The 26,781-nt window shown below is 66.5% G+C and carries 23 protein-coding genes; 14 read left to right on the top strand and 9 right to left on the bottom strand.

Translation table 11 applies throughout. The features are described from left to right. Window positions 1-82: 82 nt before the first annotated feature. Genes GGR46_RS14295 through GGR46_RS14285 form a run of 3 tightly spaced genes read left to right on the top strand, consistent with a single transcriptional unit; the run spans window position 83 to window position 4,069 of the window. Complete coding sequence (locus tag GGR46_RS14295; protein WP_343058167.1) at window positions 83-1,705, top strand: hydantoinase/oxoprolinase N-terminal domain-containing protein; 1,623 nt, start codon at window positions 83-85, stop codon at window positions 1,703-1,705. After that, window positions 1,695-2,798 (top strand): S-methyl thiohydantoin desulfurase family protein, encoded by a 1,104-nt coding sequence (locus GGR46_RS14290; RefSeq protein WP_183998602.1) that lies wholly within the window; start codon window positions 1,695-1,697, stop codon window positions 2,796-2,798. The genes GGR46_RS14295 and GGR46_RS14290 overlap by 11 nt, the downstream gene beginning before the upstream one ends. Further along, on the top strand, window positions 2,795-4,069 hold the full coding sequence (locus GGR46_RS14285) for a purine-cytosine permease family protein (protein ID WP_183998601.1): 1,275 nt from the start codon (window positions 2,795-2,797) through the stop codon (window positions 4,067-4,069). The genes GGR46_RS14290 and GGR46_RS14285 overlap by 4 nt, the downstream gene beginning before the upstream one ends. Here the strand turns inward: GGR46_RS14285 and GGR46_RS14280 are convergent. Continuing rightward, entirely contained in the window at window positions 4,038-4,910 is an 873-nt protein-coding gene (locus GGR46_RS14280) for an alpha/beta hydrolase (RefSeq protein ID WP_183998600.1), read from the bottom strand. The genes GGR46_RS14285 and GGR46_RS14280 overlap by 32 nt on opposite strands. Before the next feature lie 122 nt (window positions 4,911-5,032). Between GGR46_RS14280 and GGR46_RS14275 the strand changes: the two genes are divergently transcribed. Beyond that, window positions 5,033-5,380 carry a hypothetical protein gene (locus GGR46_RS14275; RefSeq protein ID WP_183998599.1) on the top strand — a complete coding sequence of 116 codons (348 nt, stop codon included), beginning with the start codon at window positions 5,033-5,035 and terminating at the stop codon, window positions 5,378-5,380. On the opposite strand, the gene GGR46_RS14270 is transcribed toward GGR46_RS14275, so the two are convergent. Then, on the bottom strand, window positions 5,377-6,558 hold the full coding sequence (locus GGR46_RS14270; protein WP_183998598.1) for a CoA transferase: 1,182 nt from the start codon (window positions 6,556-6,558) through the stop codon (window positions 5,377-5,379). The two genes, GGR46_RS14275 and GGR46_RS14270, sit on opposite strands and share 4 nt — an antisense overlap. An 81-nt stretch (window positions 6,559-6,639) precedes the next feature. On the opposite strand from GGR46_RS14270, the gene GGR46_RS14265 reads away from it, so the two are divergent. The 4 genes from GGR46_RS14265 (at window position 6,640) to GGR46_RS14250 (ending at window position 11,128) form a co-directional block, all read left to right on the top strand. Next, window positions 6,640-8,103 carry an aldehyde dehydrogenase gene (locus GGR46_RS14265; RefSeq protein WP_183998597.1) on the top strand — a complete coding sequence of 488 codons (1,464 nt, stop codon included), beginning with the start codon at window positions 6,640-6,642 and terminating at the stop codon, window positions 8,101-8,103. Window positions 8,104-8,115: 12 nt separating this feature from the next. Continuing rightward, entirely contained in the window at window positions 8,116-8,880 is a 765-nt protein-coding gene (locus tag GGR46_RS14260; protein ID WP_183998596.1) for an SDR family NAD(P)-dependent oxidoreductase, read from the top strand. A 117-nt stretch (window positions 8,881-8,997) separates the two neighbouring features. Continuing rightward, a complete protein-coding gene (locus tag GGR46_RS14255; RefSeq protein WP_183998595.1) occupies window positions 8,998-9,723 on the top strand; it encodes an IclR family transcriptional regulator in 726 nt (241 codons plus the stop codon). 106 nt (window positions 9,724-9,829) lie between these two features. Next, window positions 9,830-11,128: an MFS transporter gene (locus tag GGR46_RS14250; protein ID WP_183998594.1), complete on the top strand. Its 1,299-nt coding sequence runs from the start codon at window positions 9,830-9,832 to the stop codon at window positions 11,126-11,128. 46 nt (window positions 11,129-11,174) lie between these two features. Here the strand turns inward: GGR46_RS14250 and GGR46_RS14245 are convergent, their stop codons facing one another. Then, a complete protein-coding gene (locus GGR46_RS14245; RefSeq protein WP_183998593.1) occupies window positions 11,175-11,603 on the bottom strand; it encodes an Lrp/AsnC family transcriptional regulator in 429 nt (142 codons plus the stop codon). 124 nt (window positions 11,604-11,727) lie between these two features. Here GGR46_RS14245 and GGR46_RS14240 point away from each other — a divergent pair, with 124 nt between their 5' ends. Next, complete coding sequence (locus tag GGR46_RS14240) at window positions 11,728-12,768, top strand: ornithine cyclodeaminase (protein WP_183998592.1); 1,041 nt, start codon at window positions 11,728-11,730, stop codon at window positions 12,766-12,768. Between the two features lie 610 nt (window positions 12,769-13,378). On the opposite strand, the gene GGR46_RS14235 is transcribed toward GGR46_RS14240, so the two are convergent. The 3 genes from GGR46_RS14235 to GGR46_RS14225 form a co-directional block, all read right to left on the bottom strand. Next, on the bottom strand, window positions 13,379-15,073 hold the full coding sequence (locus GGR46_RS14235; protein WP_221262737.1) for an asparagine synthase-related protein: 1,695 nt from the start codon (window positions 15,071-15,073) through the stop codon (window positions 13,379-13,381). A 133-nt stretch (window positions 15,074-15,206) separates the two neighbouring features. Then, on the bottom strand, window positions 15,207-15,866 hold the full coding sequence (locus GGR46_RS14230) for a lasso peptide biosynthesis B2 protein (protein WP_183998590.1): 660 nt from the start codon (window positions 15,864-15,866) through the stop codon (window positions 15,207-15,209). A gap of 237 nt (window positions 15,867-16,103) precedes the next feature. After that, window positions 16,104-16,769 (bottom strand): GntR family transcriptional regulator, encoded by a 666-nt coding sequence (locus GGR46_RS14225; protein ID WP_183998589.1) that lies wholly within the window; start codon window positions 16,767-16,769, stop codon window positions 16,104-16,106. Window positions 16,770-17,074: 305 nt separating this feature from the next. Between GGR46_RS14225 and GGR46_RS14220 the strand changes: the two genes are divergently transcribed. After that, window positions 17,075-17,581 (top strand): helix-turn-helix domain-containing protein, encoded by a 507-nt coding sequence (locus GGR46_RS14220; RefSeq protein WP_221262736.1) that lies wholly within the window; start codon window positions 17,075-17,077, stop codon window positions 17,579-17,581. 261 nt (window positions 17,582-17,842) lie between these two features. Here GGR46_RS14220 and GGR46_RS14215 read toward each other — a convergent pair whose 3' ends face one another. Further along, window positions 17,843-18,190 (bottom strand): DUF2958 domain-containing protein, encoded by a 348-nt coding sequence (locus GGR46_RS14215; protein WP_183998588.1) that lies wholly within the window; start codon window positions 18,188-18,190, stop codon window positions 17,843-17,845. A gap of 724 nt (window positions 18,191-18,914) precedes the next feature. Between GGR46_RS14215 and GGR46_RS14210 the strand changes: the two genes are divergently transcribed. The 3 genes from GGR46_RS14210 to GGR46_RS14200 are packed head-to-tail and all read left to right on the top strand — an operon-like array spanning window position 18,915 to window position 23,139. After that, the gene (locus GGR46_RS14210) at window positions 18,915-19,658 is read left to right on the top strand and encodes a response regulator transcription factor (RefSeq protein WP_246426086.1); all 744 of its coding nucleotides are present in this window, start codon (window positions 18,915-18,917) and stop codon (window positions 19,656-19,658) included. Beyond that, window positions 19,655-20,953 (top strand): FecR family protein, encoded by a 1,299-nt coding sequence (locus tag GGR46_RS14205; RefSeq protein ID WP_183998587.1) that lies wholly within the window; start codon window positions 19,655-19,657, stop codon window positions 20,951-20,953. The genes GGR46_RS14210 and GGR46_RS14205 overlap by 4 nt, the downstream gene beginning before the upstream one ends. Before the next feature lie 2 nt (window positions 20,954-20,955). Further along, window positions 20,956-23,139 carry a CHASE2 domain-containing protein gene (locus GGR46_RS14200; RefSeq protein WP_183998586.1) on the top strand — a complete coding sequence of 728 codons (2,184 nt, stop codon included), beginning with the start codon at window positions 20,956-20,958 and terminating at the stop codon, window positions 23,137-23,139. On the opposite strand, the gene GGR46_RS14195 is transcribed toward GGR46_RS14200, so the two are convergent. Both GGR46_RS14195 and GGR46_RS14190 read right to left on the bottom strand, forming a co-directional pair. Beyond that, window positions 23,107-23,583, bottom strand: a complete 477-nt coding sequence (locus GGR46_RS14195) for a hypothetical protein (protein WP_183998585.1) — start codon at window positions 23,581-23,583, stop codon at window positions 23,107-23,109. The genes GGR46_RS14200 and GGR46_RS14195 overlap by 33 nt on opposite strands. 189 nt (window positions 23,584-23,772) lie before the next feature. Then, window positions 23,773-25,170, bottom strand: a complete 1,398-nt coding sequence (locus GGR46_RS14190; RefSeq protein WP_183998584.1) for a GGDEF domain-containing protein — start codon at window positions 25,168-25,170, stop codon at window positions 23,773-23,775. A 760-nt stretch (window positions 25,171-25,930) separates the two neighbouring features. Between GGR46_RS14190 and GGR46_RS14185 the strand changes: the two genes are divergently transcribed. Then, complete coding sequence (locus tag GGR46_RS14185; protein ID WP_183998583.1) at window positions 25,931-26,725, top strand: hypothetical protein; 795 nt, start codon at window positions 25,931-25,933, stop codon at window positions 26,723-26,725. The last annotated feature ends 56 nt before the right edge of the window (window positions 26,726-26,781 follow it).

Below are 26,781 nucleotides of genomic sequence, written 5' to 3'. Positions count from 1 at the left end.
TACCCGTTCGCCGACCCCGCGCACCCGTTTCCCGCATTGCGCGGCGAAGCTGCCGGCCCTTAGCTCGCAAGGATTATGGGGCGTGCCAAAGGATTGGTGTAGCGTGCGAATTGGGGTCGATGTCGGGGGAACGAATACCGACGCCGTGCTGATGAACGGGGCTGAGGTGGTCGCCTGGACCAAGCAGCCGACGACGGCCGACGTCGGATCGGGCGTTGCCGCCGCGATCCGCGCGGTGCTGGCCGATGGGCGTGTCGCCCCAGAGGCAGTGGCGTCGGTGATGATCGGCACCACCCATTTCACCAACGCGCTGGTGGAGCGCAACAAGCTCGACCGGGTGGGCATATTGCGGCTCGCCAGCCCCGCCGGCGAAGCGCTGCCGCCGATGACTGGCTGGCCCGAGGCACTGTCCGCACAGATCGACGCGAAGACCTATCTCCTGCCCGGCGGCTTCGAGTTCGACGGGCGCGAGATCGCGCCGCTCGACAAGTCGGCGGTGCGGAATGCGGCACGCGAGCTGCGCGCGATGGGCATCGACTCGATCGCGATCAGCAGCGTATTCGCGCCGGTGAACCCGTCGATGGAGGAACGTGCCGCCGCGCTGGTAGCGGAAGAGCATCCGGAGGCACGGGTCACCGTGTCGCATACGCTGGGCCGGATCGGCTTTGTCGAGCGCGAGAATGCCGCGATCCTCAACGCCGCGCTGGGAAGCCTCGCGGCGCATGTCGTCGCTTCGTTCGAGCGGGCGCTGGCCGAGATCGGCATCGATGCGCCGCTCTATCTCTCGCAGAATGATGGCACGCTAATCTCCGCCTCGCATGCCGCGGCCTATCCGGTGCTGACGATCGGATCGGGGCCGACAAACTCGATGCGCGGCGCGGCGTTCCTCACCGGGGTGCGCGACGCGATCGTGCTCGATGTCGGCGGCACCACCACCGATCTGGGCGTGCTGGCCAATGGCTTTCCGCGCGAATCCTCGGTCGCGGTCGATATCGGCGGGGTGCGGATCAACTTCCGCATGCCGGACATCCTGGCGCTCGGCCTGGGCGGCGGCACGCGCATCCATCTCGACCCGGCACGCTATGGCGCCGAGGGGATCGACGCGGAGGAGCTGCGCGTCGGGCCGGACTCGGTGGGCTTCCGCATCACCGAGCAGGCCCGGCTGTTCGGCGGCACCACGCTTACCGCCAGCGATGTCGCGGTCGCCGCCGGGCGCGCGCGCTTCGGCGATCCGGCCAAGCTGCCGGCGCTCTCCGAGGGCATGCGCGACGCAGTGTGGGCGCGGATGCAGGCAATGCTCGAGGAAGCGGTCGACCGGATGAAGACCAGCCGCGGCGAAGTCGTGCTCCTGGCCGTGGGCGGCGGCAATTTCCTGGTGCCCGACAGCCTGCACGGCGCCACCCGGGTGGTGCGCCCGCCGCACGCCGCCGTCGCCAATGCCGTGGGTGCGGCGATCGCCCAGGTCGGCGCGATGGTCGACCAGGTCGTGTCGTTCGATCGCGAGCCGCGCGAGGCTGCGCTGGAACGGCTGCAGACCGAAGCGCGCGACCAGGCGATCGCAGCCGGCGGCATTCCCGAGACCGTAGAAATCGTGGAGATGGACGAAGTGTATCTCAGCTATCTGCCCGGCCGCGCCGCGCAGGTCCGTGTCCGCGCCGTCGCAGACCTTGCCGGCACCCCTGCCTTGGCCGCCCATGCGCATTGATCGCCAGGCGCTGCTCGACCTCGCCACCGGCGCCGCCTTCCTCGGCTCGGGCGGCGGCGGCGACCCCTATTATTCGCAGCTGCTCGGCGAGGCCGAGATCGCGCGGCGGGGGCCGTTCAACCTGGTCGCGCTCGATGCACTGGCCGATGATGCGCTGATCGCACCGTGCGGCTGGATCGGCGCGCCTACGGTGTCGGCCGAGAAACTGCCGAATGGCCGGGAAGCCCTGCTCGGCCTGCGCGAGCTGGAGCGGATCTACGGCCGCCCGATTGATGCGGTGATGCCGATCGAGATCGGTGGCGGCAACGGCCTGGCGCCTTTGCTCGCCGCGGCCGAGCTCGGCATCCCGGTAGTCGATGCCGACGGCATGGGCCGGGCCTTCCCGGAATCGCAGATGACGGTGTTCAGCGTCGACGGGCTCTCCGCCTGCCCCTCCGTTGTCACTTCGGCCAATGGCGAGCTGCGGCTGATCGAGACCGACGACAATCTGGAGCATGAGCGCGTGGCGCGGCAGCTCTCGATCGAGTTCGGCGGCAACGCCCATATGGTCGAATATCCGCTGAACGGCGCGCAGGCGAAGCGCCATGCGATCGGCGGCAGCATCTCGGCCGCGGTAGCGATCGGCGCAGCAGTGCGCATCGCCCGCACGGCGGGCGACGATCCATTCGAGGCGCTGCACAAGGCGCTGATAGCCAGCGGGCTTTATCCCTTTGCCGGCACGATCTTCGACGGCAAGGTCGTCGATGTCGAGCGCGAGACCAAGGGCGGCTTCTCGGTCGGCCATGTCGTGATCGAGGGGTTCGGGGGCGAAGGGCGGATGGATCTGGAGTTCCAGAACGAAAACCTGATCGCCCGGGTGAATGGCGAGGTCCGCGCGTTGGTGCCCGACCTGATCACCGTGATGGACCGCGAGACCGCCGACAGCATCGTCACCGAGCGGCTGAAATTCGGCCAGCGCGTCAAGGTGGTCGGCGCCGCCGCGCCGGCGGTGCTGCGTGCCGAGCGGGCGCTGACCTTTGTCGGACCGAGTGCCTTCGGCTTTAGCGAACCCTATCGTCCCATTGAGGACCTCAACGGCTGGAACCGCGGATGAGCCACGAAGCTGACGACGCCTATGCCCATTCGCCGGTGCCCCAGGGCATCACCGTTCCCGGATGGCGCGTGGGCTTGATCGTCGCCAGCTTCTCGATCGGCCTGCCGGACTTCCTCAACGGCTCGCATAACGCGCTGGCGCTGGGCTTTTCCGGCGCGGTGATCGCCGCGGTGATCGCGGGCCTCATCCTGTGCGTCGGCGGCTCGATGACCGCGATCGTCAGCGTCCGCACCCGGCTCTCCACCTACCTCCTCGTCCGCCGCTCGTTCGGCACCGGCGGGGCGGCGCTGATCAACACGGTGATCGCGCTGATCCATTTCTGCTGGTTCGGGGTGAACGCCTCCTTCTTCGGCGAGGCGATGGTCGAGGCGGCAAAGGCCAATGGCCTGCCGGGCAATTTCACTGCCTTCGTCATCCTCGGCAGCGTGCTGATGATGGGATCGACCGTAATCGGCTTCCGTGCGCTCGACCGGCTGGCGCTGGTCGCGGTACCCGTGCTGGCCGCGATCCTGCTGGCGGTAGTGGTGATGACGCTGCAGACGCACGGCTTCGTCACCGCGGCCGATCCCAATCCGCCCGAGCCGATGACGCTCGGCATCGCGATCTCGGCGCTGATCGGCGCGTACATGCTCGCGGTGGCGACGATGCCCGACCTGTCGCGCTTCACCCGCACCCGGCGCGGGGCGATTGCCAGCATGGCGCTGTCCTTCCCGATCGCGACGCCGCTGATGATGACCGCCGCCGCGATCCCGGCACTGGCAACGCACGAGACCAGCGTGATGAAGCTGGTGACTGCCTATGGCTTCGGTACCCCGGTGCTGTTCCTGCTGCTGCTGCCGACCTGGACGATCAACGCGCTCAACCTCTATTCGTCGAGCCTGTCGCTCGGCAGCACCTTTCCCAAGGTGCGGCAATGGGTGTTCACCGTGGCGGGCGGTGTGATCGGCACGATCCTGGCGCTGATGGGCATCCTCGAGGCGTTCATTCCCTTCGTGCTGTTCCTCGGTCTGATCATCCCGCCGATCGCCGCGATCTACGTGATCGACGCCTGGACGCGCTACCGCACTGCCGACGCGGCGGAATCGCTGCTCGGTCTTCCCAGGTTCGACTGGCGGGCGATCGCGACCTGGGGGATCTCGGTGGTGGTGGGCGTGCTCGGCGCCTATAAGGGCTGGACGCTCACCACCGTGCCGGCGCTCGACGCGACGATCGTCGCCGCGGCGATCTACGGGGTGCTGCTCAAGGCCAGGCGAACGCGAAGCGCAGCGTAGAGGTCACCGCGCGCGCAGGCACGGTGATGTGGACTTCGTCGTCATAAGCTTCGTGGCGAAGGCGCAGGCCATAGGCCGATAGCGGGTCCATCCGGCGGACGAACGCCTCGGCATCCCAGCGCTCAAGGATCGTCTCCTCGCGCTCGCCCCAGACGACCATCAGCCGGCCGACCTTAGGGGTCTTGCCCGATTGCAGCGCGGTGGCGAAGGCGCGTTCCTCCTGCTGCATCTCGCGGTCATGCCAGAACAGCGAGGGGCTGGCGGCGATCAGCGCGTGGAAGGCGCTCGGCCGGGTGAACAGCGTGTGGATCGCGAACAGGCCGCCCAGCGAATGGCCGAACAGCGCCTGGCGATCGCGGTTGATCGTGTAGCGACGGTCGAGCTCGCTGCGCAGCGGGCCGGTGAGGAAATCGAGGAACGGGTCCCAGCCGCCATAGGGCGCCTTGGCGAGCGAGACGTCCCAGGGCGGCGGCGGCGGGCCGCCGGTGAAGTCGCGGATGCGGCGGATGTCATAGGCCTTGTCGGTCTTGTACCCCACGCCGACGATGATCGTCTTGCCGGGATCGGCCTTCATGTATTCGTGCATCCGCCGGGTCTCGGCGAAGCCGGCAAACATCGCATTGCCATCAAGGACAAGGAGGACGGGCCAGCCGCCTTCAGGGGCCGGGCCGGCGGGCTTGGAGACGAAGATCTGATAGGGATAGCCATCGGGGCCCTTCAGCTCCCAGGTCTGGGTATCGGGGAGGACATAGCCGGGCGCCGGCGGTGCGGTCTGGGCCATGGCTGGCGCGCAGGCCAGCAGGCAGAGCGCGAGGGCACTGGTGGCGAGCAATCTGGGCATCCTGTCCTCCTGGTTTTGGGCAGGATTGAACTATCCGGGGTGCCGAACCGCCAGCGCGGCCATGGGTAAGGTGGCCAGGGATTTCGGGTAGCTGTCCGCCCGTTTGCGAGATAGGCCAGCATATGGCCAAAGCGGATCGACTTGAGAAAATGGACCTGCGCCGCGCGGAACTCGAAGCTGAGTATCGCGCCGAGCTGATCACCGCACTGCAGGTCACCGCTGCGGGGAAATGGGGCCTGTTCGATCACAATGGCGATCGCGCGACCCGAGCGGCGTTCGCACCCGTCATCGCTAATCTGGCGGAGATCGGGAAGACGATCGACAGCCTGCGTGCGCAGCTTGGCCTGCCTGTTTTCGAGCTGCAGCAGCGTTTCCTGGCTGCGCGCGGCAGGGTCAAGGCGGATGCGGTCGGCGAGCCCAAGCAAGCAAAGGCCTGGCTCGATGCGCTCGCCAACGAGGAAGCCGGCTAGACCGCCACCACCCCCGCGGCGACAAGCGCATCAATCTCGGCGTCGTCATATCCGCAGCCCAGCAGCACCGCTCGGCTGTCCTCGCCCAGGGCATGGGGCGGGGTGTCGGGGCTCTGGAGGATGCCGGTGAACTGGACCGGCTGGGGGATCATCCGCGCGACCGGGAAACCCTCGGGCACGTCGAAGAAGCCGATCTCCTTCAGGTGCGGATCTTCGAGCAATTCCAAGGGCATCGGTACGCGCGAGCAGGGTATGTCGATCGCCTCCAGCGCTCCGATCCACGCATCCGTGCCGCGCGCCTCGAGGCTGGCAGCTACGATCGCGTAGAGCTCCCCAATATGGGCCTGCCGCTCGGCCGGGGCGCGGAACCAGCCCTCCTCGCAGACCTCTGCACGGCCGATCGCGGCGAGGAAGCGGCGCCATTGCGGCTCGGTATAAGGGAGCACCGCGATCCAGCCATCGGCAGTGCGGAAGGGCCGGCGATCGGGGGAGAGCAGGCGCGGATAGCCCGGTACGCCGTTGTTGACAAAGGTTGCGCCGGAGAGATGTTCGTTCATCAGGAAGGCGACCATCACCTCGAACATCGGCACCTCCACGCGGAAGGGTCCCGGCCGTCCCCTTTCGCGCGCGTACAGCGCCGAAACTATACCGTATACCACGTGCAAGGCAGCGACCTTGTCCGCGACGATGGTCGGCGCGAAGGCGGGTGTGCCGCTTTGCAGGGCCGCGAGCCCGGCCAGACCGCTCGCCGCCTGGATGATGTCGTCAAAGGCGGGACGGTCGCGATATTGCCCGCCGCGCCCGAAACCGGTGGCCGCGCAATGGACGATGTTCGGGTTGATCGCGGTGACCTGTTCATATCCGAGTCCAAGTCGTTCGGAAGCGTCCAGTCGCATATTGTGGAACAGCACGTCGGCGCTCTCAACCAGCCTTGCCAGCGCCGCCCGCCCCTCGGGCTTTTTGAGGTCGAGTGCCAGCATCCGCTTATTGCGGTTATTGTTGACGAACAGTGCCCCGCCCCCCGGCCCCTGCGGATGGGCGTGGCGAGCGATGTCGCCCTCGTGCGGCTCGACCTTGATCACCTCGGCCCCGAGATCGGCGAGGATCTGGCCCGCATAGGGGCCAAGCACTACCGCGCCGACTTCGATCACACGTACGCCTTCGAGCAGGGGAAGCACGGCAACTCTCCACAAATTCGTTTGACTCAAATTTCCATATGTGGACAACTTAGTCCAGCATTAGAAACTTGAGAGGTCGCCATGGAATATAGCTTCGACCGCCTGTTCATCGGCGGCGAATGGGTCGACCCCCTGGACGGGGGCGTTCGCAACAGCCTGGATCCTGCCACCGGCAAGCCCTGGGGCAAGGTCGCCTATGGCGGCCAAAAGGATATCGACCGGGCCGTCGCGGCGGCGCGCGAAGCCTTTGAAGGACCGTGGCGCAAGATGGCGCCGTGGGAGCGCGCGGCGCTGATCCGCAAGTTCGCCGACCTCTACGCGACGCAGGTCGATGCGCTCGCCCGCATCGAATCACAGGACAATGGCCGGGCGATCCGGGAATCGCGCGGCGATATCGGGCTGCATTCCCAATATTATCACTGGTTCGCCTCGCTGGCCGACAAGCTGGGGGGGCGTACGATCCCGATGGACGACAGCGTCCATGCCTTCACCACCCGGCTTCCGGTGGGCGTTGTCGGCACGATCACCCCGTGGAACGTGCCGCTGATGGCCGCTGCCTGGAAGCTGGGCCCTGCCCTCGCCGCCGGCTGCACGCTGGTCCTCAAGCCTGCCGAGCAAACTCCGGCCTCGTCGCTGGCACTAGCGAAGCTGTTCGAAGAAGCCGGCTTCCCGCCGGGCGTGGTCAATGTCGTGCCAGGCGACGGGCCGGTCGCCGGCGCCCATCTCGTTTCGCACCCGGACGTGGACAAGATCGCGTTCACCGGCGAAGGCGCGACTGCCAAGACGATCCTCAAGACCGGGGCCGACACGCTCAAGCGCTTCTCGTTCGAGCTGGGCGGCAAGGCGCCGCATATCCTGTTCGCGGACTGCGACGTGGAGAATGCGCTCAACGCCGCGACCGGATCGGCATGGGCGCTGTGCGGCCAGAGCTGCGCGCTAGGCAGCCGCATCCTGGTCGAGCGGCCGATCTATGAGCAGGTCGTCGAAGGCTTCCGCCGTAATGCCGCGCGGGTACGGGTGGGCAATCCGCTCGACCAGGCGACGCATATGGGCCCGCAAGCGCACCAGCAGCAGCTCGACAAGACGCTCTCCTATGTCGCGATCGGCAAGGAGGAGGGTGCCGAGCTGGTGTCCGGCGGCGCGCGGCTGGACGGGGACGGCTATTTCGTCGCGCCGACCGTGTTTGCCGGGGTAGCGCCGGAAATGCGGATCGCGCAGGAGGAGATCTTCGGGCCCGTCGCCGCGATTATCCCGTTCGACGGCGAGGAAGAAGCGGTCGCGATCGCCAATGGCACGCAATATGGCCTGGCTGCCGGCCTGTGGACTGGCGATGTCGGCCGCGCCCACCGGGTGGCCAACCGGATCGAGGCGGGCATCGTCTGGGTCAACACCTATCGCTATATCCGCTGGTCCACCCCCTATGGCGGGGTGAAGTCGAGCGGCTGGGGCCGGGAGAACGGGATCGAGGCGCTCGATTCCTATCTCGAGACCAAGACCACCGTCATTTCCACCACCGGCAAGTTTGCCGATCCCTTCGCCAATTGAGGAACTGAAGTCATGCGTTTGCAGGGCAAGCTCGCCATCGTCACCGCCGCCGCATCGGGCATGGGCCGCGAGGGCGTCCGCCGCTTCGTGCGCGAAGGTGCGCGCGTTGCCGCGATCGACATCAGCTCGGAGGCGCTCAACGCGCTGGTCGCCGAGTTCGGATCGGACAAGGTGACGCCGATCGTTGCGGACCTCTCGACCCCCGAGGGCGCACGCGGCAGCATCGACCAGGCCGTGGAAGCACTGGGCGGCGCCGACATCCTGTGGGCGCATGCCGGCATGCCCGGGCCCGCCTCGGTCGAGGATCTCGACATGGATGCCTATCGCAAGGCGATCGACCTCAACATCACGTCCGCAGCGCTCGGCGCTGGGCAGGTCGCGCCGCACATGCGCGCGCGCGGCGGCGGCTCGATCATCTTCACCTCGTCGATCTCGGGCCTGGTCGGCTCGATGATGAGCCCGATCTATTCGGCGGCGAAATGGGGCGTAGTGGGTCTCGGCAAGAGCCTCGCGCTGGCGCTGGCCGGCGACAATATCCGCGTCAACGTGGTGTGCCCGGGCTTGGCCGACACGCCGATGAAGATCGGCTTCACCGGGCGCAGTGGCGATCCGGCCGAGGCGGCGGCGAACGAAGCCAAGGTAATCGGCGCGGTGCCGATGGGCCGGCTGGTCAAGCCGGGCGAAGTGGCGGACGCGGCGCTGTGGCTGGCTTCGGACGAAGCGAGCTTTGTGACCGGCGTGGCGTTGCCGGTGGATGGCGGGTTTACCGCGCGGTGATTTTGGGGCGCCCCTCCAAGATCCTCCCCCGGAGGGGGAGGATGGAAGGCCCCGCAGTTGCCGCGCAGCAAGTGGCGTCATATCGCGGCCCCTTCCATTTTGTGACGGACAGCATCGATGACGGTACGGCAGGCGGAGAACGCGCTTCAGGTGCTGGAATATTTCGCCGAGCGGCGACGGCCGGCGACGGCGGCGGAGATTGCGGACGATCTCGGCTGGCCGCGATCGAGCACGTTCAAGCTGCTCGGCACGCTGGCGGCGCGGGGTTATCTCTACGAGCCGCAGGGGCGCGGCGGGCACTATCCCAGCCCGCGCTGGCTGGAGCAGGCCGAGCAGGTGGCGCAGGCCGATCCACTGCCGCCGCAGGTGCTCAAGCTGGTGCAGGACGTGGCGGTGGAGACCGGCGAGACCACCGCGATCTCGGCACCGGCGGGTATCTTCGCGATGTTCGTGGCGGTGAAGGAATCGCGCCATGCGGTGCGCTACTTCGCGCAGGTTGGCGACCGGGTACCGATCCATGCCAGCTCGGCGGGGCGCGCACTGCTTGCCCAGATGCCGGCCGAGGAGCGCCAGGCGCTGTACCGCAAGATGGATTTCACCGGCTATTCGCCGACCACGCCGATGAGCCCCGAGCGGATCGAGGCCGACCTGGCCGAGGCGGCGGCGCGTGGCTGGCACCAGAGCAATGCCGAATACACCCCGGACCTGGCGGGCGTCGCCCTGCCGCTGCCGGTGACCGGGCGGCGGCTGTCCATCGTGGTGGTCGGGCCGGTGTCGCGCTGCCTGGAGCGGCGGCCGGAGATGGCCGCGGTGCTGCAGCGGCAGGTGGGGATGCTGGGCTGAGCCTACTCCTCTCCCTGCAAGGGAGGGGAACAGCAGTACCCACCGACAACACCCCCGATGCCCCGCCCATGCAGGCAGGGGCGCGGTTTCCAACGAGAGGAATGCCATGTCCCACGATCCCCGCGCGGCGATCGCCGCTGAACCGATGCGGCTGGCGCAGATCGCGGTGGTCGCGGTCTGCATCGCGCTGAACGCGCTCGACGGCTTCGACGTGCTGGCGATCAGCTTCGCCGCGCCCGGGATCGCGAGGGAATGGGGTGTCGACAAGGCGACGCTCGGCGTGGTGCTGTCGATGGAGCTGATCGGCATGGCCGCGGGATCGGTGCTGCTCGGCAACCTGGCCGACCGGATCGGGCGGCGGCCGACGATCCTTGCCTGCCTCTGCGTGATGGCGATCGGCATGTTCGCGGCGGCGCATGCGAGCGGCGTGGAGATGCTCTCGGCGATCCGGCTGTTCACCGGGCTGGGCATCGGGGGTATGCTCTCGGCGACCAGCGCGATGGTCGCGGAATTCTCGAACAGCCGACGGCGCGGGCTGAACACGGTGCTCAACATCGCCGGCTATTCGACCGGAGCGATCCTGGGCGGACTGGTCGCCTCGTCGCTGCTGGCGGGCAGCGGCGACTGGCGCGGCGTGTTCCTGTTCGGCGGGACGATGACGCTGGTGGCGCTGCCGCTCGCCTGGTTCCTGCTGCCGGAATCGATCGACTCGCTGCTGGCGCGGCGGCCGGCGGGGGCGCTGGACGCGATCAACCGCGCCCTCGCCCGCCTGCGCCGCGCACCGATCACGGCGCTGCCGCCGGCCGATGCAGCGCGTGCCCGGCCGTCGATCCTCGCCTTGTTCTCGCGCGACTATCGTGCGGTCACGATCCTGCTGACGATCGCCTATTTCGCCCAGATCACATTCTTCTACTACATCCAGAAATGGGTGCCGAAGATCATCGTCGACATGGGCTTCGACGCGGCGCAGGCCGGGCGCGTGCTGGTGGCGGCCAATGTCGGCAACCTGCTTGGCGCGCTGGTGATCGGCCTGGCCACGCAGCGGCTGCAGCTCCGGCCGCTGATCGGTGGCGCGATGCTGGTCGGCGTGGCGGCGATCGGCGTGTTCGGGCTCGGTTTCCGCGACCTGACCCTGCTCTCGCTGAGCGTCGCGGTTGCGGCTTTCTTCATCAACGCCGGCGTGGTCGGCATCTACCCGCTGCTAGCCAAGACCTATCCGGCCGAGCTGCGCGCGAGCGGGACGGGCTTCGTCATCGGTGTCGGGCGTGGTGGGTCGATCCTGGGGCCGCTGCTTGCGGGGGCGCTGTTCGCCGGGGGCCATGGGCTGCTGACGGTGTCGCTGGTGATGGGTTCGGGCGGGGTTATCGCGGCGGTGGCGATCGGGTTGCTGCGCGGGCGGGATTAGTTTCTAGCGGTCATCCCGGCGAAAGCCGGGATGACGGTCAAATGGATTACTGCACCGAGCGCAGCAGGATGCTCGTCTCGCTGTTGAGCACGCCCTCGACCGTGCGCATCTCGCGCAGGATGCGATCAAGATCGACGAGCGAATCCGCATGGACCTCGGCGACCAGATCCCAGGCGCCGTTGGTGGTATGGAGGGCGGTGATCTCCGGCAGGCCGCGTAGCGCACGGATCACGGCGCTGGTCGAGGCGCCGGCGACTTCGATCAGGGTGATCGCGCGCACGCCCTCGCCCGCCCCCCGCTCCTCGGCGCGCACCGTGAAGCCCAGGATCGCGCCCGATTCGATTAGCCGGTCGAGCCGCGCCTGCACGGTGGCGCGCGATACCTTGAGTGCCTCGGCCAACCGCGAGACCGGGGCGCGGCCATCGGCCCGGAGTAGCGAGATCAGCTGGCGATCGAGCGAGTCGAGCAAAATCATGCAAATTGCCTAGCACAACCCGTCATTTTGACGAATGCTTACCCATCAACTGCGCACTATGGCAATTTTTTTCGACACTATGCGGAGCTAATTTCCCCGGAACGCGAACAGGAAGGGCAGCGGCATGACGATCTATATGGGTGTGGAAGATCTTTGCAGGCTGGTCGAGCAGGTTGGGGTCGAGCCGTTCATCCTCGGCATCGCCGACCGGATCGAGAGCGATTTCCGTCGCTGGGAAGAGTTCGACAAGGCGCCGCGCTATGCCAGCCACTCGCCCGACGGGGTGATCGAGTTGATGCCCGCGGCGGACCGCGCACGCTTCAGCTTCAAATACGTCAACGGCCATCCGAAGAACACCAAGCTGGGCCTGCAGACGGTGGCGGCGTTCGGCGTGCTGGCCAATGTCGACACCGGCTATCCCGTGCTGTTGAGCGAGATGACGCTGCTGACCGCGCTGCGCACCGCGGCGACCTCGGCACTGGCGGCGCGCTATCTCGCCCGGCGGAACAGCCGGACGATGGCGATCATCGGGCTGGGTGCCCAATCCGAGTTCCAGGCGATCGGCTTCCGCGCGATGCTGGGGATCGAGCGCCTGCAGGTCTGGGACGTCGATCCCGCGGCGACCGCCAAGTTCCGCGTCAACCTGGCCGACCAGGGCTTCGAGATCGTCGCGGCCGCTTCGGCACCCGAGGCGGTACTGGGGGCCGACGTCGTCACCACCGTAACCGCCGACAAGGCGCAGGCCACGATCCTCTCTGACAACATGATCGGCGCCGGCATCCACATCAACGCAGTGGGAGGCGATTGCCCGGGCAAGACCGAGCTCGCCCCGGCGATCCTGTCGCGCGGCACCGTGTTCGTCGAATATCCCGAACAGACCCGGATAGAAGGCGAGATCCAGCAGATGCCGGCCGACTTCCCGGTAACCGAGCTATGGCGTGTCTTCGTCGGCGAAGCGGCAGGACGCAGAACGGCGGACGAGATCACCATCTTCGACTCGGTCGGCTTCGGGATCGAGGACTTCTCCGCCCTTTCCTATCTCCACGAACTGATCGAGGGCCGCGAGGACCTGCGCCGGCTCGACCTGATCGTCGAACCTAACGACCCACGTGACCTGTTCTCTTTGGTTGCCCGGCGCCAGACAGTGCAGCAGCAAGCAGCCTGATGAGCACCAACAGGCCGACAATACAGCCGACCCGCCCGTGCGGCCGGTTCCACATTGCATCTCGGAGGAGAATCGCGCGTTTGTCGCTGTCCCAGTGGGACGACAACTCATTTGGAGGAGTTGGGGAGGCTGGGTCTCCCCAGCGAGCAATCGACTAAAGCTCGAGCGGCGAAAACGACAGAAATCTGCCGTTCTCGGAGATTATGTCCGAGACAATATCAAATCAAGACACACGCCCTATCGCATTCGTAAGAAGGCCCGGCGTGCGCCACTGTCCCCGCGTTCTACTTAGGAAACCGAGTCGAGCGAAAGGCGTTATGCGAAGGCCGGGCAGGATCTCGTCGTTTGCCCTGAGACCTGTCCGGTACCGGGGCAAGCGCCATCCATGCAGCACGTACGAGATGTTGCATGGGCCTGGCAGCCAGCCATCCTGGGCGGTTCGCTAACCTCGCTTATGTGGAGCTGAACACCGACAAAATCAGCGAGCGCACGCCGCCGGCTAAGACTCCAATATGGGACGCTCCCTGTTCGAAGGCAGGCTCCAAAGGTCGCGGGCAGCTTCATAAGACCCTGCCCAAATCCTCCCCTTGGCAGGCCTTACTGCCCGGCGCTAAATGGATCTCACCCGAAAAGCACCGCTGTCACCGGAACGCTCCAAGCCCCAATAGCGCGCCCACGCTTCGAAGCTCGCATAGGCAACGATCAGCCGGGACTCGTAGCTCCAGATCAGGCTCGCATCGCTGAGCGCCGTGTCGATTCCGGCGCCGTCGAGCAGGCCATGCGCGACCAGCACGCCGTCCAGCAGCAGCTCGCGCAGGAATGGGACGTTCTCGGCGACCGCCCGGCGATAATAATTGGTGGCGTCGCCCTTGTCGCGCCGGGTGCGGACGCACTCCGGCAGCCAGTCGGCGAAGAGCTGGCGCGCCAGCGCACGATTGCCCGAGCCTTGGGCCAAGCGGTAGGTGGGTATGGCGAGGCAGGCCTCGACGATCGGCCGGGCAAGCAACGGATGAACGAGTGCTGCGGCGCCGCTTCGCCAGGTCGGGCTATGGAAATGCTGGCAATTGGCGATCGCGCCGAGCTGCATCCGGCGGGCCGGCGCCATGCCGGCATCGCCGGCCAACCAGGGATGGCGCGACAATGGCCCAGCCAGCGCAGCGGCGCGCGCGCCCAATTGCATGCCCGGCAGCGACTGCGGCGGCGGGCGCAAGGGCGCGAAGCGATCGACAAGCATCAGCGCATGCACCCGCCAGATCGAGCAATGGGCGCGCATGGCTGCATCATAGGCGACGCGCGACCCAAAGGCGCGCCAGCCCATCGCGCGTGCATGATCGACCGCGACCAGCGGCGTCGGCAAATTACAGAAGATCGCATCCCCGCCTTGGCCGGTGAAGATCGAGTGCGAATCGAACGCCTGGGCGACCCCGACGCTGGCACGCTCTAGAATCGGGTCGAGCCCGAACAGGACCGGCTCGACCGGCTGCTCACCCAGAAGCAAATCCTCGAAGCGCAGCTCCCTGGCATCGGCGGCGACTTCAATCATCCGAACGCCCCAGCGATCGGCGACGGCACGCGCCTCGGACCGCTCGTCGCCGCCAGCATGCGCGACCGCGAAGTTGACGCAGCTGATATCGATAGGCTCGGGCGCGCTCGCCAGCGCGCCGAGCACTATCGCAGAATCGAGGCCGCCTGAAAGCTCCAGCGTCACGCGTTGGTGACGCGCCGCCAGCGCGCGTACGCAGCCGATGACTGTGCTGCGCAAGTGCGCCGGGGCGGTCGGATCCTCAGGCACGGGATCGCTGAGCACTTCGTGGCCCGGCCAGAGCGTTCGCGCCGCGCCGATGCCATGGCCGTCCCAATCGATCGCGCAGCCCGCCGGCAATTGGTGCACGCCTTGAAGAAGCGACCGCCAGGTGGGGAGCAAGGGGTTGAAGAGCGCGCGTGCCAGCATCGGCATATCGATCCGCGGCGCGATCCCGGCTGCCTCGCGCAACCAGCGCGGCAGACTGGGCGCGAGCAGAACCAGCCCGGCGCCTTCGGCAATCAGCGTCGGAGCCGTCCCGCCAGGCTCGCGCAGAAAGGTCCAACCTGAGCCTCTGCCACGGCGGCGAATGGCAACGAACCCGCCCCAGGCGGCGCGCAGCAACCCGAGGTCAGTCATGCCCGCCAGGCCGTCCGGTTGCGCACCCGCAGCACCGGCTTCGCCGAGGCTGGCCGTATCGAAGGCCGTGCCGATCAGCGCCAAGGTCCCTTCACGGTCGCCATCTACCGACCAGCGCGGCGCGTCCGCTTCGCCGAACACCATCAGCCCGGGATGCGACAGCTGTAGCTTTAGCCTGGGTGCTTCCACGGCCAGCGCTGCGAGGATGCGGCGAAGAGAGGCTGATTCGGCTACCGGATCCCAGCAAAGCCCTAGATAACCGAGCGCCGAATAGGCGTCAGACGGCGACAATGGGTGTGAACCAGCGGACATGCTCGAGGCTGTCGTTGAGGACAATATCATCATGCTCGACCCAGCAATGGGCTTCGAACGGATAGGTGCGCACCCCAAACACCCATCGCGCCCGCAGACCATGGCGCTGGAGCAGATCCAGCAGGAATAAGGAGCTCGGCAGGCAGCTCGACATCGCCGGCGCAAATGGCTGGATGTCGCGCGCCAGGCGCGCCAGCGCTAGGAGGCACTCGCCATCGTCCTCTCGACCATGCGCGTTGCGGCGCGCAACCACCGCGAGCCAGCGGCGCGGGCGAAACAGACCGAGGCGCAGGCGCGTGCGCACCGCAACCCTAATAAGCAGCCAGGCCCGCCAAGGTGTAAGCCGGGCACGCGCACCGGGCAGCCGGAATAGGTCGCGCCGCGCCCGGCTCTCGACGGGCGGCGCATCAGGAGGCGTGTCGATCAGCCCGAACAGCCCCGCTGCCTCAAGCTCATCCAGCAGGTCGGCGCTCGGGCGAAAGCGGTGGTTCCCGAGCAGCGCCGCCTTCACGCCGCGAGTATGGACGCGAGGCAGGCAGAAATAGGCATTGGCACGCGCATCGAGCAGGACGATATCGCCGTCCACCTCCGCGAGATAAACGTCGGGAGAGAGACCATAATACATGGCGGCACCCGGAAAATGGGGGCGGCCGAACCGGTCGCCCCCAGACCTGCCGTTACGGCGTGGGAATGCCGAGCAGGATGCTGCCCGGCTCGTTCGGCTGGACGAGCACGACGGACTTGGTGAGCTTGCTCACCTGCCCGACGTGGACGAGCCGTGCTGACTTGGTCTGCATATAGATCTCCACTGTCGTGCCGCGGAATTGCGGCAGGCCCAGCAGATGCCCTTGCCTTTCTATTCTCAAACTATATCGGCTCTATTTCTTGCGCGGTGCGCAGCGGCCATCGCGCGCGCCACCGGCTCGGCATGGCCACGACACCGGCGCAGGATCCGGCAGAGGACGGCGACCGCCTGTCGCCAGTCTCCGGCGCTAAGCAATGCGGATAGAGTGGCGAGCGCTTCGTCCTCCCCATAGATCCCCACCTGGAAGCGCCGCGCCGCGGCCAGGCAGTCGATGAAACTGCAACCGGCAAGCACGAGCCGGGTGTTTCGCGACAAGCACATCACCGCTGCGAATTTTTCGCCCAGGGGATCCATCTGGACGCTCGTCGCCTCGACCTCCGTCGCGCCTACCGGCGCCGACGCACCGCTGCGCCCAGCCTCGCGAAGCGCGGCGACGAGATGCAGCTCGCAAAGATCATAGAGCTCGACCAGGTCGAACCAGGAGGGCAGCGGCACGAAATAGCCGTGCCGGCGCCGGTCCTCGATCAGGCGCTCGCCCGCCAGGTGCGCGAGCGCCTCGCGCACAGGCGTCGGACTGATGCCGAGCCGCTTCGCCGCCTCGATGACGACGATCTGGTCGCCGGGCAGGACTGCGCCGGTGACAAGATCGCGCCGCAGTCCGCGATAGGCCCGTTCATACGGATCGCCCCGCCCGCCTCGTTCGATCCCCCACTTCTCCTGCATCTGGCCAGCATCGGTTCGCAGTAGAACCCGTCCAGCAATATCCTCCAAAATGGGTAGAACTGCTGCACCGCTCCGGCCAAAGAACCAAAAACCGATCCTGTATGGGCACAGCGTGCGCTAATTCTACGGGAGTGTTGCCGCGTCCGCATGGAAAAGCGTACAAATATTGGCAGAATGCGTATCATTCCCTGATGCCACCCCGCTTGTTCCCGGGCGAACTGGCCGACAGCCCGACGCAACAATTGGGTGCGAGAATTAGGCTTCCGGAAATCGCGACCGCGATTGAAGACGGAGAGCGGAGGCATATGAAGAGCACTGAGGAGCGCGCCGATATCAGCCTGCTTTCGACTGCGCTCAAGGCGATCCGCATGGATCGCCGCATGCGATCGAGCGAGGTGGCCCGCGCGCTCGGCATGCCGCTCCGCTCCTATGAGCATTTTGAATCCGGTCGCGGCCGCATCACTTTCGACCGGCTGGTGCGGTTCGCGGAAGTCACCAACAGCGATCCATTCGCGATCATTGCAGTGCTGGCACTCAAGTCCCCTGAATTCGCACTGCGCTGCGCGGACAATAAGTTGATGACGATTCTGATGATCGCGATGAGCGAGCTCAACGAGACGCTGGGCGACGACATCACGTTCCTCGAGCCCGGCACGCTGATCGGCGCCTTCACCCGGGTTACGAAGGACTTGAGCGACCATATCGCGAAGCGCGACCTGTTCGCCGAGACCTGGATGAAAGAGCATAGTTCCAAGGTGCAGGGCGCACGGCCGCTCGATACCCGCCGACTGGGCCGCCGGACTGCGGACTAGATTCTGGCCACGCGCATTAGGCGCCGAACCAACGCGCCCCCCAGTTTAGCCTCCTCCGCCGGCTTGCGGTAGATAGCCGATCAATCGGAGGCTAAGCACGCTCGCGGCGATTATGTCGGCGTCTTCCCATAGAGAAGTTCGAATATCGTACACGATGGCCTGCCATCTTCGCATCGAGACATAATTCCCGCTTTCCTGGCAATGGATTGCCCGGGAGTTCGAAGATTACGTGTGATGCGTGTCCAGTTCGGACACCCCGGCTCAGGCTATGATCCGCCCCGCCGCCAGCGCCTGCTCGGCATAGGCGCGCAGCGTTCGGTCCGCCTGGAAGAGCAGGTCGCGTTCGATCGCCAGGCCCAGCGGCCCGCGAAACTTCGCGAGCTCGGTCAGCGAGACCGTACATACCCGCGGGGCACCGGGAAGCGGATCGCACAGGCCGAACGCCCGGTCCGGATCCCTCGGGTCGAGCTCCGTCAGCAGCCAGATTCCCCCGGTATCGGGACAATGTAGTTTGACGACGGGCATCGGATCATGGGCGGTCCCCGCCAGGGTCTTCTCGCCATTTTCGAGCAGCCCGCCCAGAATCGTGATGGGCAAATCAAGCGTCATGTATTTTCCGTCGCTGAGCCTGTAGCGGGGTTCGCGTGCCCCGCCGGCATTCGGATTCCTGCACCCCTCCAGCATCTCGGAGGTAGATCACGGTCCTGGCCCGGACAATCCGAAGCGCGCCTATCTTACAAGATTTTACAAGGAGATATAGGCCGCGCGCCCGGCGGGAAAAGGCGGCCCACTTGTCACGACGAGAGCGAAACCGGACAGGTGGGCCGCGAAAGCCTAGCCCCGCCGAGCCGGGGGGACCCGGCGGGGCAGCACGGTCGACTACCGTTGGAGTCGGACCGGCCGGGTCCCCGGAGCACATGGGGTGTGCTGTCCGGAGGGGGTGCGAATATCGCCTTCACGAACACGCGCCCCCCAGCCACGCGTCCCGAGACGATCCGCCAATATCCCATCAACCCGGGCAAAGCCCGATCAAATCAGCTTCGGTTACAACAGTTTACAATCGCATTCCGCAGCAGCTCCCGCAGCGGGCGGGCAGGAGAGGCTCAACAGCGCACGCGCGTTACAACAGTTTACACCGGCAATGTCTGTCCCCTTGGGCAGCGCTTTGCTAGCACTCCACCATGAGGCGAGTTGGCAGCAGCTTGGAATGGTCCCGCGCCATACCGCGCGATACGGAGAAAACTCACGCAACACCGATATCCAGTGTCCGGAAATAGGTGCTCGCTCCCACTGACAAAGGACGAGATGTACTTGCGTAACGGTTTCTGCTGCGATGGTCTCGCTTAAGGCGGGCTTCCCGGACCATAGCGACGCGATGCGCATCGCCGTGGTCGACGATGACGAAGAGATCATCGACTTCGTCAGCGCCGCGCTGACCGCGGCCGGTTATGCCTGCACTCCGTTCCGGACCGGCGCCGCCCTGCTCGCCGCGCTGCGCCGCCAGACCTTCGACCTGATCCTGCTCGACTGGAACCTGCCCGACAGCCTGGGCATCGACCTGCTCCGCTCGATCCGCGGCGCGGGCGCGCATTCGACTGCGATCATCATGCTGACCAGCCGATCGGACAAGGACGACATCGCCGTAGCGCTGCAGACCGGTGCCGACGACTATGTGATCAAGCCGGAGAGTTCGATCGTGATCGCCGCGCGCGTCGGCGCGGTGCTGCGCCGTTCGCTGCCCGATGCAGCACAGCAACGCGTCTCGATCTTCGGCAAATACGGCTTCGACCGGCTGACGGGCCATGTGCGCTTCGAGGATGCCGACATCCCGCTCAGTGCGAAGGAGTTCAAGCTCGCCCTGCTTCTCTTCGAGAACATGCACCGGCCGCTGTCGCGCAGCTACCTGCTCGAGAAGATCTGGCAGAGCGCCGGCGACCTCCCCACCCGCACGCTCGACATGCACGTCTCGCGTATCCGCGCCAAGCTCAACCTGACCCCCGCCAACGGCTACCGCATCGTCGCGATTTCCGGCTTCGGCTATCGCATGGAGCAGTTCGGCGCGGAGGAGATGCAATGATCCTCGACACGCCTCCACCCGCCGTCCGGCCCGCACCGCGTGCCAATGAAATCGCCTATGTCATCCGGCGCGGCGACACGGCCGACCAGCTGAGCCGCAACTATCTGGTCGAGGGGCGCGACTGGCGGGCGCTGCTGAGGCTCGCCCGGGTGCAGAACCCGCGCCGCCTTCCGACGGGACGGCAGATCCGGATCCCCCGCAACTGGCTGCGCTACCGGATCGAGCCCGCCCGGCTGGCGAGCTATCGCGGCAGGGTGGCGATCACCAGCGAAGGGCGCGAAACCTCCGCCGTGATCGGCGCGAGCATCGGCGAGGGGATGTTCATCTCCACCGCGGCCAACAGCTTCGCCACGCTGATCCTCGCCGATCAGTCGCGCATCGTGCTGCCCTCGCAGAGCCGTGTCCGGGTCCGCGAACTCCGGCGCATCCTGCTCACCAACGCGATCGACTATCGCCTCGAGGTCACCAATGGCCGGCTGGAGACCAAGGTCCAGCCGCTCGAGGGGTCGTCGGGCCGGTACCGGATCGAGACGCCGGTGAGCATGACCGCGGTGCGCGGCACCGAGTTCCGGGTATCGTTCGCCGCGGGAACGGCGATCACCGAAGTGCTGAGCGGCCATGTGCTCGTCACCGATGCCGATGGGCAAAGACGCGAATTGGCGCTCGATCCCGGCATCGGCGCGGCCCGTGACGGGGAAGGCGCGGTGCGCACCGAACCGCTGCTCCCCGCCCCTGCGCTCGAGGATCCTGGCGCCGTGAAGCTCGACGACATCGTCGAATTCCGCGCCGCGCCGACACCCGGCGCCGCGCGCTATCGGCTGGTCATCGCCAGCGATGCCGGCTTCATCGACAACAATGTCGAGCAAATCTCCGAGGACGGCCATTTCTCCTTCGCCGACATTCCCAATGGCAACCAGTTCGCCCGCATCTCGGCGATAACGTCGAGCGGCATCGAGGGCTTCGCGCAGAGCTATGGCTTCAAGCGGCGCCTCGCCTCGCTACATGCCTCGGTCGATACGGCGGACGATGGCTATCGCTTCCGCTGGTGGGGTTCGGGCAGCGGCGCGCGGCGCTACCGCTTCCAGTTGCTGGGCGACACCCCCGGCGCACCGCCGATCGTCGACCGGGTCGGGCTCGAGCAGGATTCGCTCACGCTCCACCGGCTCGCGCCCGGCGTCTATCACTGGCGCGTCGGCCTGTTGCAGATCGAAGCGGACGACACCGTCGAGACCTGGACCAATCCGGAAAAGCTGACGATCGCCGCGCCTTCGCGCACGCGCAAGGCGGATCGCTGAACTTGGCCCGTGTCCGGTTGCTGCTGGAATGGGCGGCGATTGCCCTGCTGGCGCTCGCCGTCTCCTGCGGCCTGGTGCTGGGTGGCGGAGTCTCCCGGCTCGACAGTGCGCTGTACGACGGGCTGATCCGCTTCCGCGCCGCGCCGCCGTCCGACCGGATCCTGATCGTCGCGATCGACGATGCCAGCGTCGCCGCGATCGGCCATTGGCCGTGGCGGCGCGACATCCACGCCCAGGCGCTAACCCGCATGGCCGCCGCCCGGCCCGCCGCGATCGCCTATGACGTGCTGTTCACCGAGCCCGCCCCGCGCCCCGCCGAGGACATCGCGCTGGCCGAGGCGATGCGCCGTGTGCCGGTCTCGCTGCCGATCCTCCTCGAAGCCCCCGGCACCGCCGGCAGGGAATTCGACGCCACCCTTCCCATTTCGCCGGAGCGCGAGGCGGCGGCCGCACTCGGCCATGTCGCCCTGCCGCACGATCCGGACGGCAGCGCCCGCGCGGCGCTGCTGGCGCTGGACATCGACGGCCGGCCCCTTCCGCACCTAGCCGAGACGACCTACCGCCTGGCCAACCGCGTGCCCTCGCCGGCCTTTGGCCGCGCCGCCGCGCATGACGATTACCGGGTGTTCGTACCCTATGCCGCCGCAGGCAGCTTCCGCACCGTGCCGTTCAAGGACGTGCTCGCGGGCGAGGTTCCCCAGGGGTTTCTCGAGGATAAGCTGATCCTCGTCGGCGCGACCGCGGCAGGGCTCGGCGATCGGCATTTCGTCGCCGGGGCGGGCACTCTCCCCGGGGTCGAGGTGCAGGCCAATCTGCTGAACGCACTGCTCGTCGATCGCTTCGTCCAGCTCGCATCGATGCCGTGGCGCCTGCTCTTCGCCGGGCTGCCCAGCATCATCCTGCTGCTGCTCTTCCTGCGGCTGCGGCCGACCCAGTCGCTGCTCGCGGTACTGGCGATATTCACGGTGACGGCGATGCTGCCCATCGCCCTGCTGCTGCTTGCCGGCATCTGGATCCCGCCGGTATCGGCGCTGCTGGCACTCGCCCTGGTCTACCCGCTCTGGGGATGGCGCCGGTTGAGCGCTATCCACCGGGCAATGTCCGACGAGCTGACCCGGTTCGGCGCGGACAGCGCGATCACCCCCTCCGCGCCGGTGGGACTCGATCCAACCGGCAGCAACGCGCTGGCCCTGAGCAGCTCGATCGCCCGTCTGCGCGACCTCAAGCAGTTCGTCGCGGACACGATCGAGGGCGTCGCCGATCCGCTGATCGTCACGACTCTGTCGGGCGAGCTGCTGCTGGCCAACCAACCCGCCCAGCTGCTGCTCGACGGTCCGCTCGACCTGTCGGAGGTGACACGGCTGATCCGCGCGCCGCTGGCGGAGGACCTGACACTTTCCGACGGCCGCAGCTTCTCACCGCGCAAGACGCCCCTCACCGGTGCGCGCGCCGAGCAGCGGGGCTGGATCCTGCTGCTCGCGGATATCACCGCGATCCGCACGGCGGAACGCGATCGCGAAGCGGCCATCGAATTCCTGAGCCACGACATGCGTTCTCCCCAGGCCGCGATCGTCGCGCTGGTCGAGGGCGAGCCGGGCAAGGACATCCCCGAGAGCCTCGCCCGCCGGCTCGCCGGTCATGCACGCCGGACGCTGCGCCTCGCCGACGATTTCGTGCAGTTCGCACGACTGGAGGGTGCGACCTTCCAGCCCGAGGAGATCGACGTGGCAGATTGCCTGGCCGAAGCGAGCGACTCGGTATGGCCGCTGGCCAATGCCAAAGGCGTGCGCGTCGTCGTCGATGCCGGCGAAGAGCCGCACTGCGTGCGGGGCGAGCACCAGGCATTGACCCGCACGCTGCTCAACCTGCTGGACAATGCGGTGAAGTTCAGCCCGGAGGGTGGAGAGGTCCGTTGCACCCTGGAAGAGGTCGTGGAGGAAGGCGCGACTTGGCAGCGCGTCGAGATACGCGACGCCGGATCGGGGGTTCCATCCGAGCAGCTGCCCTGGCTGTTCGAGCGCTTCGGCCCGACCTCCAAGGAGAAGAAGGGGCTCAGCGCCGGCCTGGGGCTCGCCTATGCCCGCACCGTGGCGGAGCGCCACCACGGTGTGCTGGTCTATCGCGCGGCCCCGGACGGCGGTGCCTGCTTCACCCTAGTCCTTCCGGCCAGTCCAGGGGCTGTCTGACAGGGCGGCCCTGGCCAGCAGCGGCAGTGCCTTCCGGGCCGAGCGCGGGCAGCGATGCGCCGTAGCTGCGCCGCGGAACAGCACCCGTCCATTGTCCCGCGCGATCATCGCGACCGACAGGACATATTGGCTGCGGCGGCAGGTGGAGATGCCTTCCGGATCGGCAGGCACCGGCTTCGCTTCCGGAAGCGCCACCTGGAGTGCCTTGCGGGCCACCGCGAACCCCATATCGACGCGAACCGGCGCTGCGGGATCCTCCCGCAGCCCGGCTGCGACAAGGGCGCGGCGCACTTCCTCGCGCGCCTCGACACCGATCGGCGTGCTCATGTCCGTACCCGCGATGAAGAAGCTCGTCACGGGCGGAACCGGAGCCTCGCCGACGATCAGGTCGCTTCGCTCGATCGGCGCGACGCAACCGGCGAGGAGCGCGGGCGGGGCTGCCATGATCCAGAAGGCACAACGCAATTCTTTCTCCCGCATGGCTCGCCGGGGAGAACCATAGAGATGCCGCCGCCGAGCCTCAACTCGGCGGCGACTGCGACCGATGGGAGGTTCGCAATCACGCGTGTAACCGGTTAGATCGCACGAAGTCGCGCGCCATTTCGCCGACTTTACAAGGTTTTACAAAGCTCGTCAGAAGCGCGTGACGACGATCCGGTCTCGCCCTTCCTGCTTCGCCCGGTACAGTGCCTTGTCGCTCTCCCCGATGATGTCCGCCGGCGCGACGGCGGCGGGGTCGGCCACCACCACACAACCGCAGCTCATCGTCACGAACGGGGATACGGGCGACGCGGCATGCGGCAGCCGCGCCCGCGCCAGTTCGGTGGCGATATCCTCGAGCACGCGCCGGGGCTGGTCCGAGCCGGGCAGCAGCAGCACGAACTCCTCGCCGCCATAGCGCGCGGCAAGATCATAGGGCCGCCGCACCGCACCGGCGAGGATATCGGCGACCCGCTTCAGCGTGGCATCGCCCTGCACATGGCCATAGCGATCATTGTAGAGCTTGAAGAAATCGACATCGATCATCGCCAGGGCCAGCGGCTGACGCATGCGGGCAGCATGGAGACAGGCCCGTTCAAGCGCCTCGTCGAAGCGACGGCGATTGGCGATTCCGGTCAGCGCATCCTCGCCCGCCTGGCGCCCCAGCTCGACGGTGCGCTGGGAAAGCGCCAACTTCTCCTCCTCCAGCGAGAGATTGGCCTGTTTCAGTCGCTCCTCGGCCAGGCGCGCGCGTTCGCGGAGATCGGTGACGTCGCGGGCGATGCTCACCAACCCGTCGATCTCATCCCGCTCGTTGCGGTGCGGGCTTCGGGTGATGAGGAATATCCGTTCACCGCCATCCACCGGGAAGACTTCCTCGGTGACGGAGCAGGCGCCGGTAGACAGGACTTCCTCCTCCTTCTCGCGGAGGCGTGTGCCGATCTCGTCACCAAAAATCTCGATCGCGTTCCGGCCGAGGATTTCCCCGCGTGGGAGCCCGGCCAGCGCCTCCGCGCTGCGATTGAGCATCAGGCAACGGCCCAGCCGGTCCTGGAAGGCGATCACGTCGTCGGCGCTGTCCATGACCGCGCGCAGCTTTCCATAGACCGACTGGGCCTCCCGCGCCCTCTCTCGCGCAGAGAGCTCGAGCGCCCCGAGGCGAGGTGGCGCGGGGCGTCCCAGGCTGCGCGCGAACGCCATGAACAGCTTGCGGCCCGCGACCATCTGGCAGGTCAGGCGGACCTCCGCCGGGTAGGTCGTGCGGTCCTTGCGAACGGCGATCTGCGACACGGTGGCAGCGGTTCCCGGCACCGCGGCAACCCATAGCCTGGCGTTCGCGGCGGGTGATCTGCCGCAGGATATCTCGTCGATAGTCAGCCCGATCAGCTCCGCCCGGCTATAGCCGAGATCGCGGCAGAAGCGCTCGTTCACATCGAGGATGTGCCCGGCCACGTCATGCACCAGAAAGCCGTCCGGCGAGCCTTCGATCAGGACACGCAGACTGTCCGCGCCGGTCATGTCGGGCACGATCTCCAGGGGATGTGCCCCCATCAGGCCCTGCGGCGCGCGAACGGCATCGAAGCGCGCCTTCCCTGGTTCAGATCCGGCCGATGCCGCCAATAGATGTTCACGCCCCACCCAAGCTCTTCGTGAAATCGATACAATGGCTGAACCCATCAGGGGTCAGCACAGGCGTTATCCGCCAGAAGCCTTACCGAAGAACAGTCTCAGGATGTAAAATTCGTTTTACATTACAATATTTTACACATCCGAATCCGAGGTTCACCGGCGACCTGCCGGCGGGCATCCTCTCGGTGGCATCGAAGATCCAGTTGGCCGCGACCTCGCGAAACCCGGAGGCGTTGCCAGCTTGAGCTCGACGACCGCCAGCGACCGCGCCACTGCGCCACTGCGCCACTGCGCCACTGCGCCAGTCCCGCGCATCGCCCTGCCCGATCGACCGAAATCCGGAAGCCCGCGCAACACCATCCCGCTTTTGCGACCGTTGCGGTTCTAATACACATCGCGCCTTGCGAAGCAAAATCGAATCCTGTTATTGATAATCGACGCAGATATTCCAGTTAACAACAAATAAATTACGAACCATTCTTATTTGAGTGATACCCGTTCATCTTCTCTCAAATAAGAATCCAAAGTAAATTAGCAAAACTTGAGAGTTTTGTGACATTTATATACCTCATGGACAATCTCGCTTGGGAGATTCATCATGGCAATCGAAGTAAAGTCTACTACCGTAAATCTTAATCAGTCAGCCAGCTTCAGCTTCGACCGCGCGGTCATATCCAATGTCGTGGGTATATCCTTCTTCAGCCTCACCTATGGCAACACGGATCACCACATCAAGAAGGTCAGCCTGTCGGTCCAGACGAGCTGGAGCAACAATACCGTTCAGGCCAGTGTGACTGCGCAACTTGTCGATGCCTCCGGCAATCTGATCGACAAGGCCGATTCCAAGATCGGACTCGTCTGCATCGCCAACACCGACTCCGCCGACAACAATCTCGCATTCGCAACCGTCGACGGCATCATGACCGGAACCCAGTCCGCGCCGATCTCGCTGCCCGGCAGTTCGCTCAAATTCGCCCAGCCCGGCATTGCCGGTTTCGCGCTTTCCTTCGGCGACAATGACCACCATCTCCGCCAGATGCTGGTCTCGCTCGGCTTCGCCCAGCACGGCACGTCCGGGCAGATCAGCGCCGACGCGGCGATGGTCGACAGCAGTGGCCATGAAGCGAGCACGGAGAGCGCAGATGCGGTGCTCCTCGCGGGCAACTATGCCGAGACCGGAATGGAAATCGCGATCCTCACCAACCAGCAGACCACATCGGCCCAGCAGGTCACCTTCAGCAAGCCGCTGTCGAGCGCAGTGGTGATGTTGAACAGCTTCACCATCACCTTCGGCGGCGACGACCATCATGTGAAGACGCTGGGAGCAGGCTCTACGGGCTGGAGCCTGGACAGCACCGATACGTCCAAGGTCACGATCGACAATGCCCGGGCTTTCGTCAGCGACAATTCGGGCAACACGCAGGACAACAACGCGTCCTTCGTCAATCTCATCGTCGTCGGCATCCCCAAAGGCTGACCGTCATCGGCCGGGCGCGGCGCAGTGCCGCTCCCGGCCGGTTTTCATGATCGAGC

This window comes from Sphingomonas kyeonggiensis, from assembly GCF_014196745.1.
Taxonomy (GTDB): Bacteria; Pseudomonadota; Alphaproteobacteria; order Sphingomonadales; family Sphingomonadaceae; genus Sphingomonas; species Sphingomonas kyeonggiensis.
The sequence above is the reverse complement of the archived record's forward strand: the minus strand, read 5'-3'. Positions and strand labels throughout refer to the sequence as shown.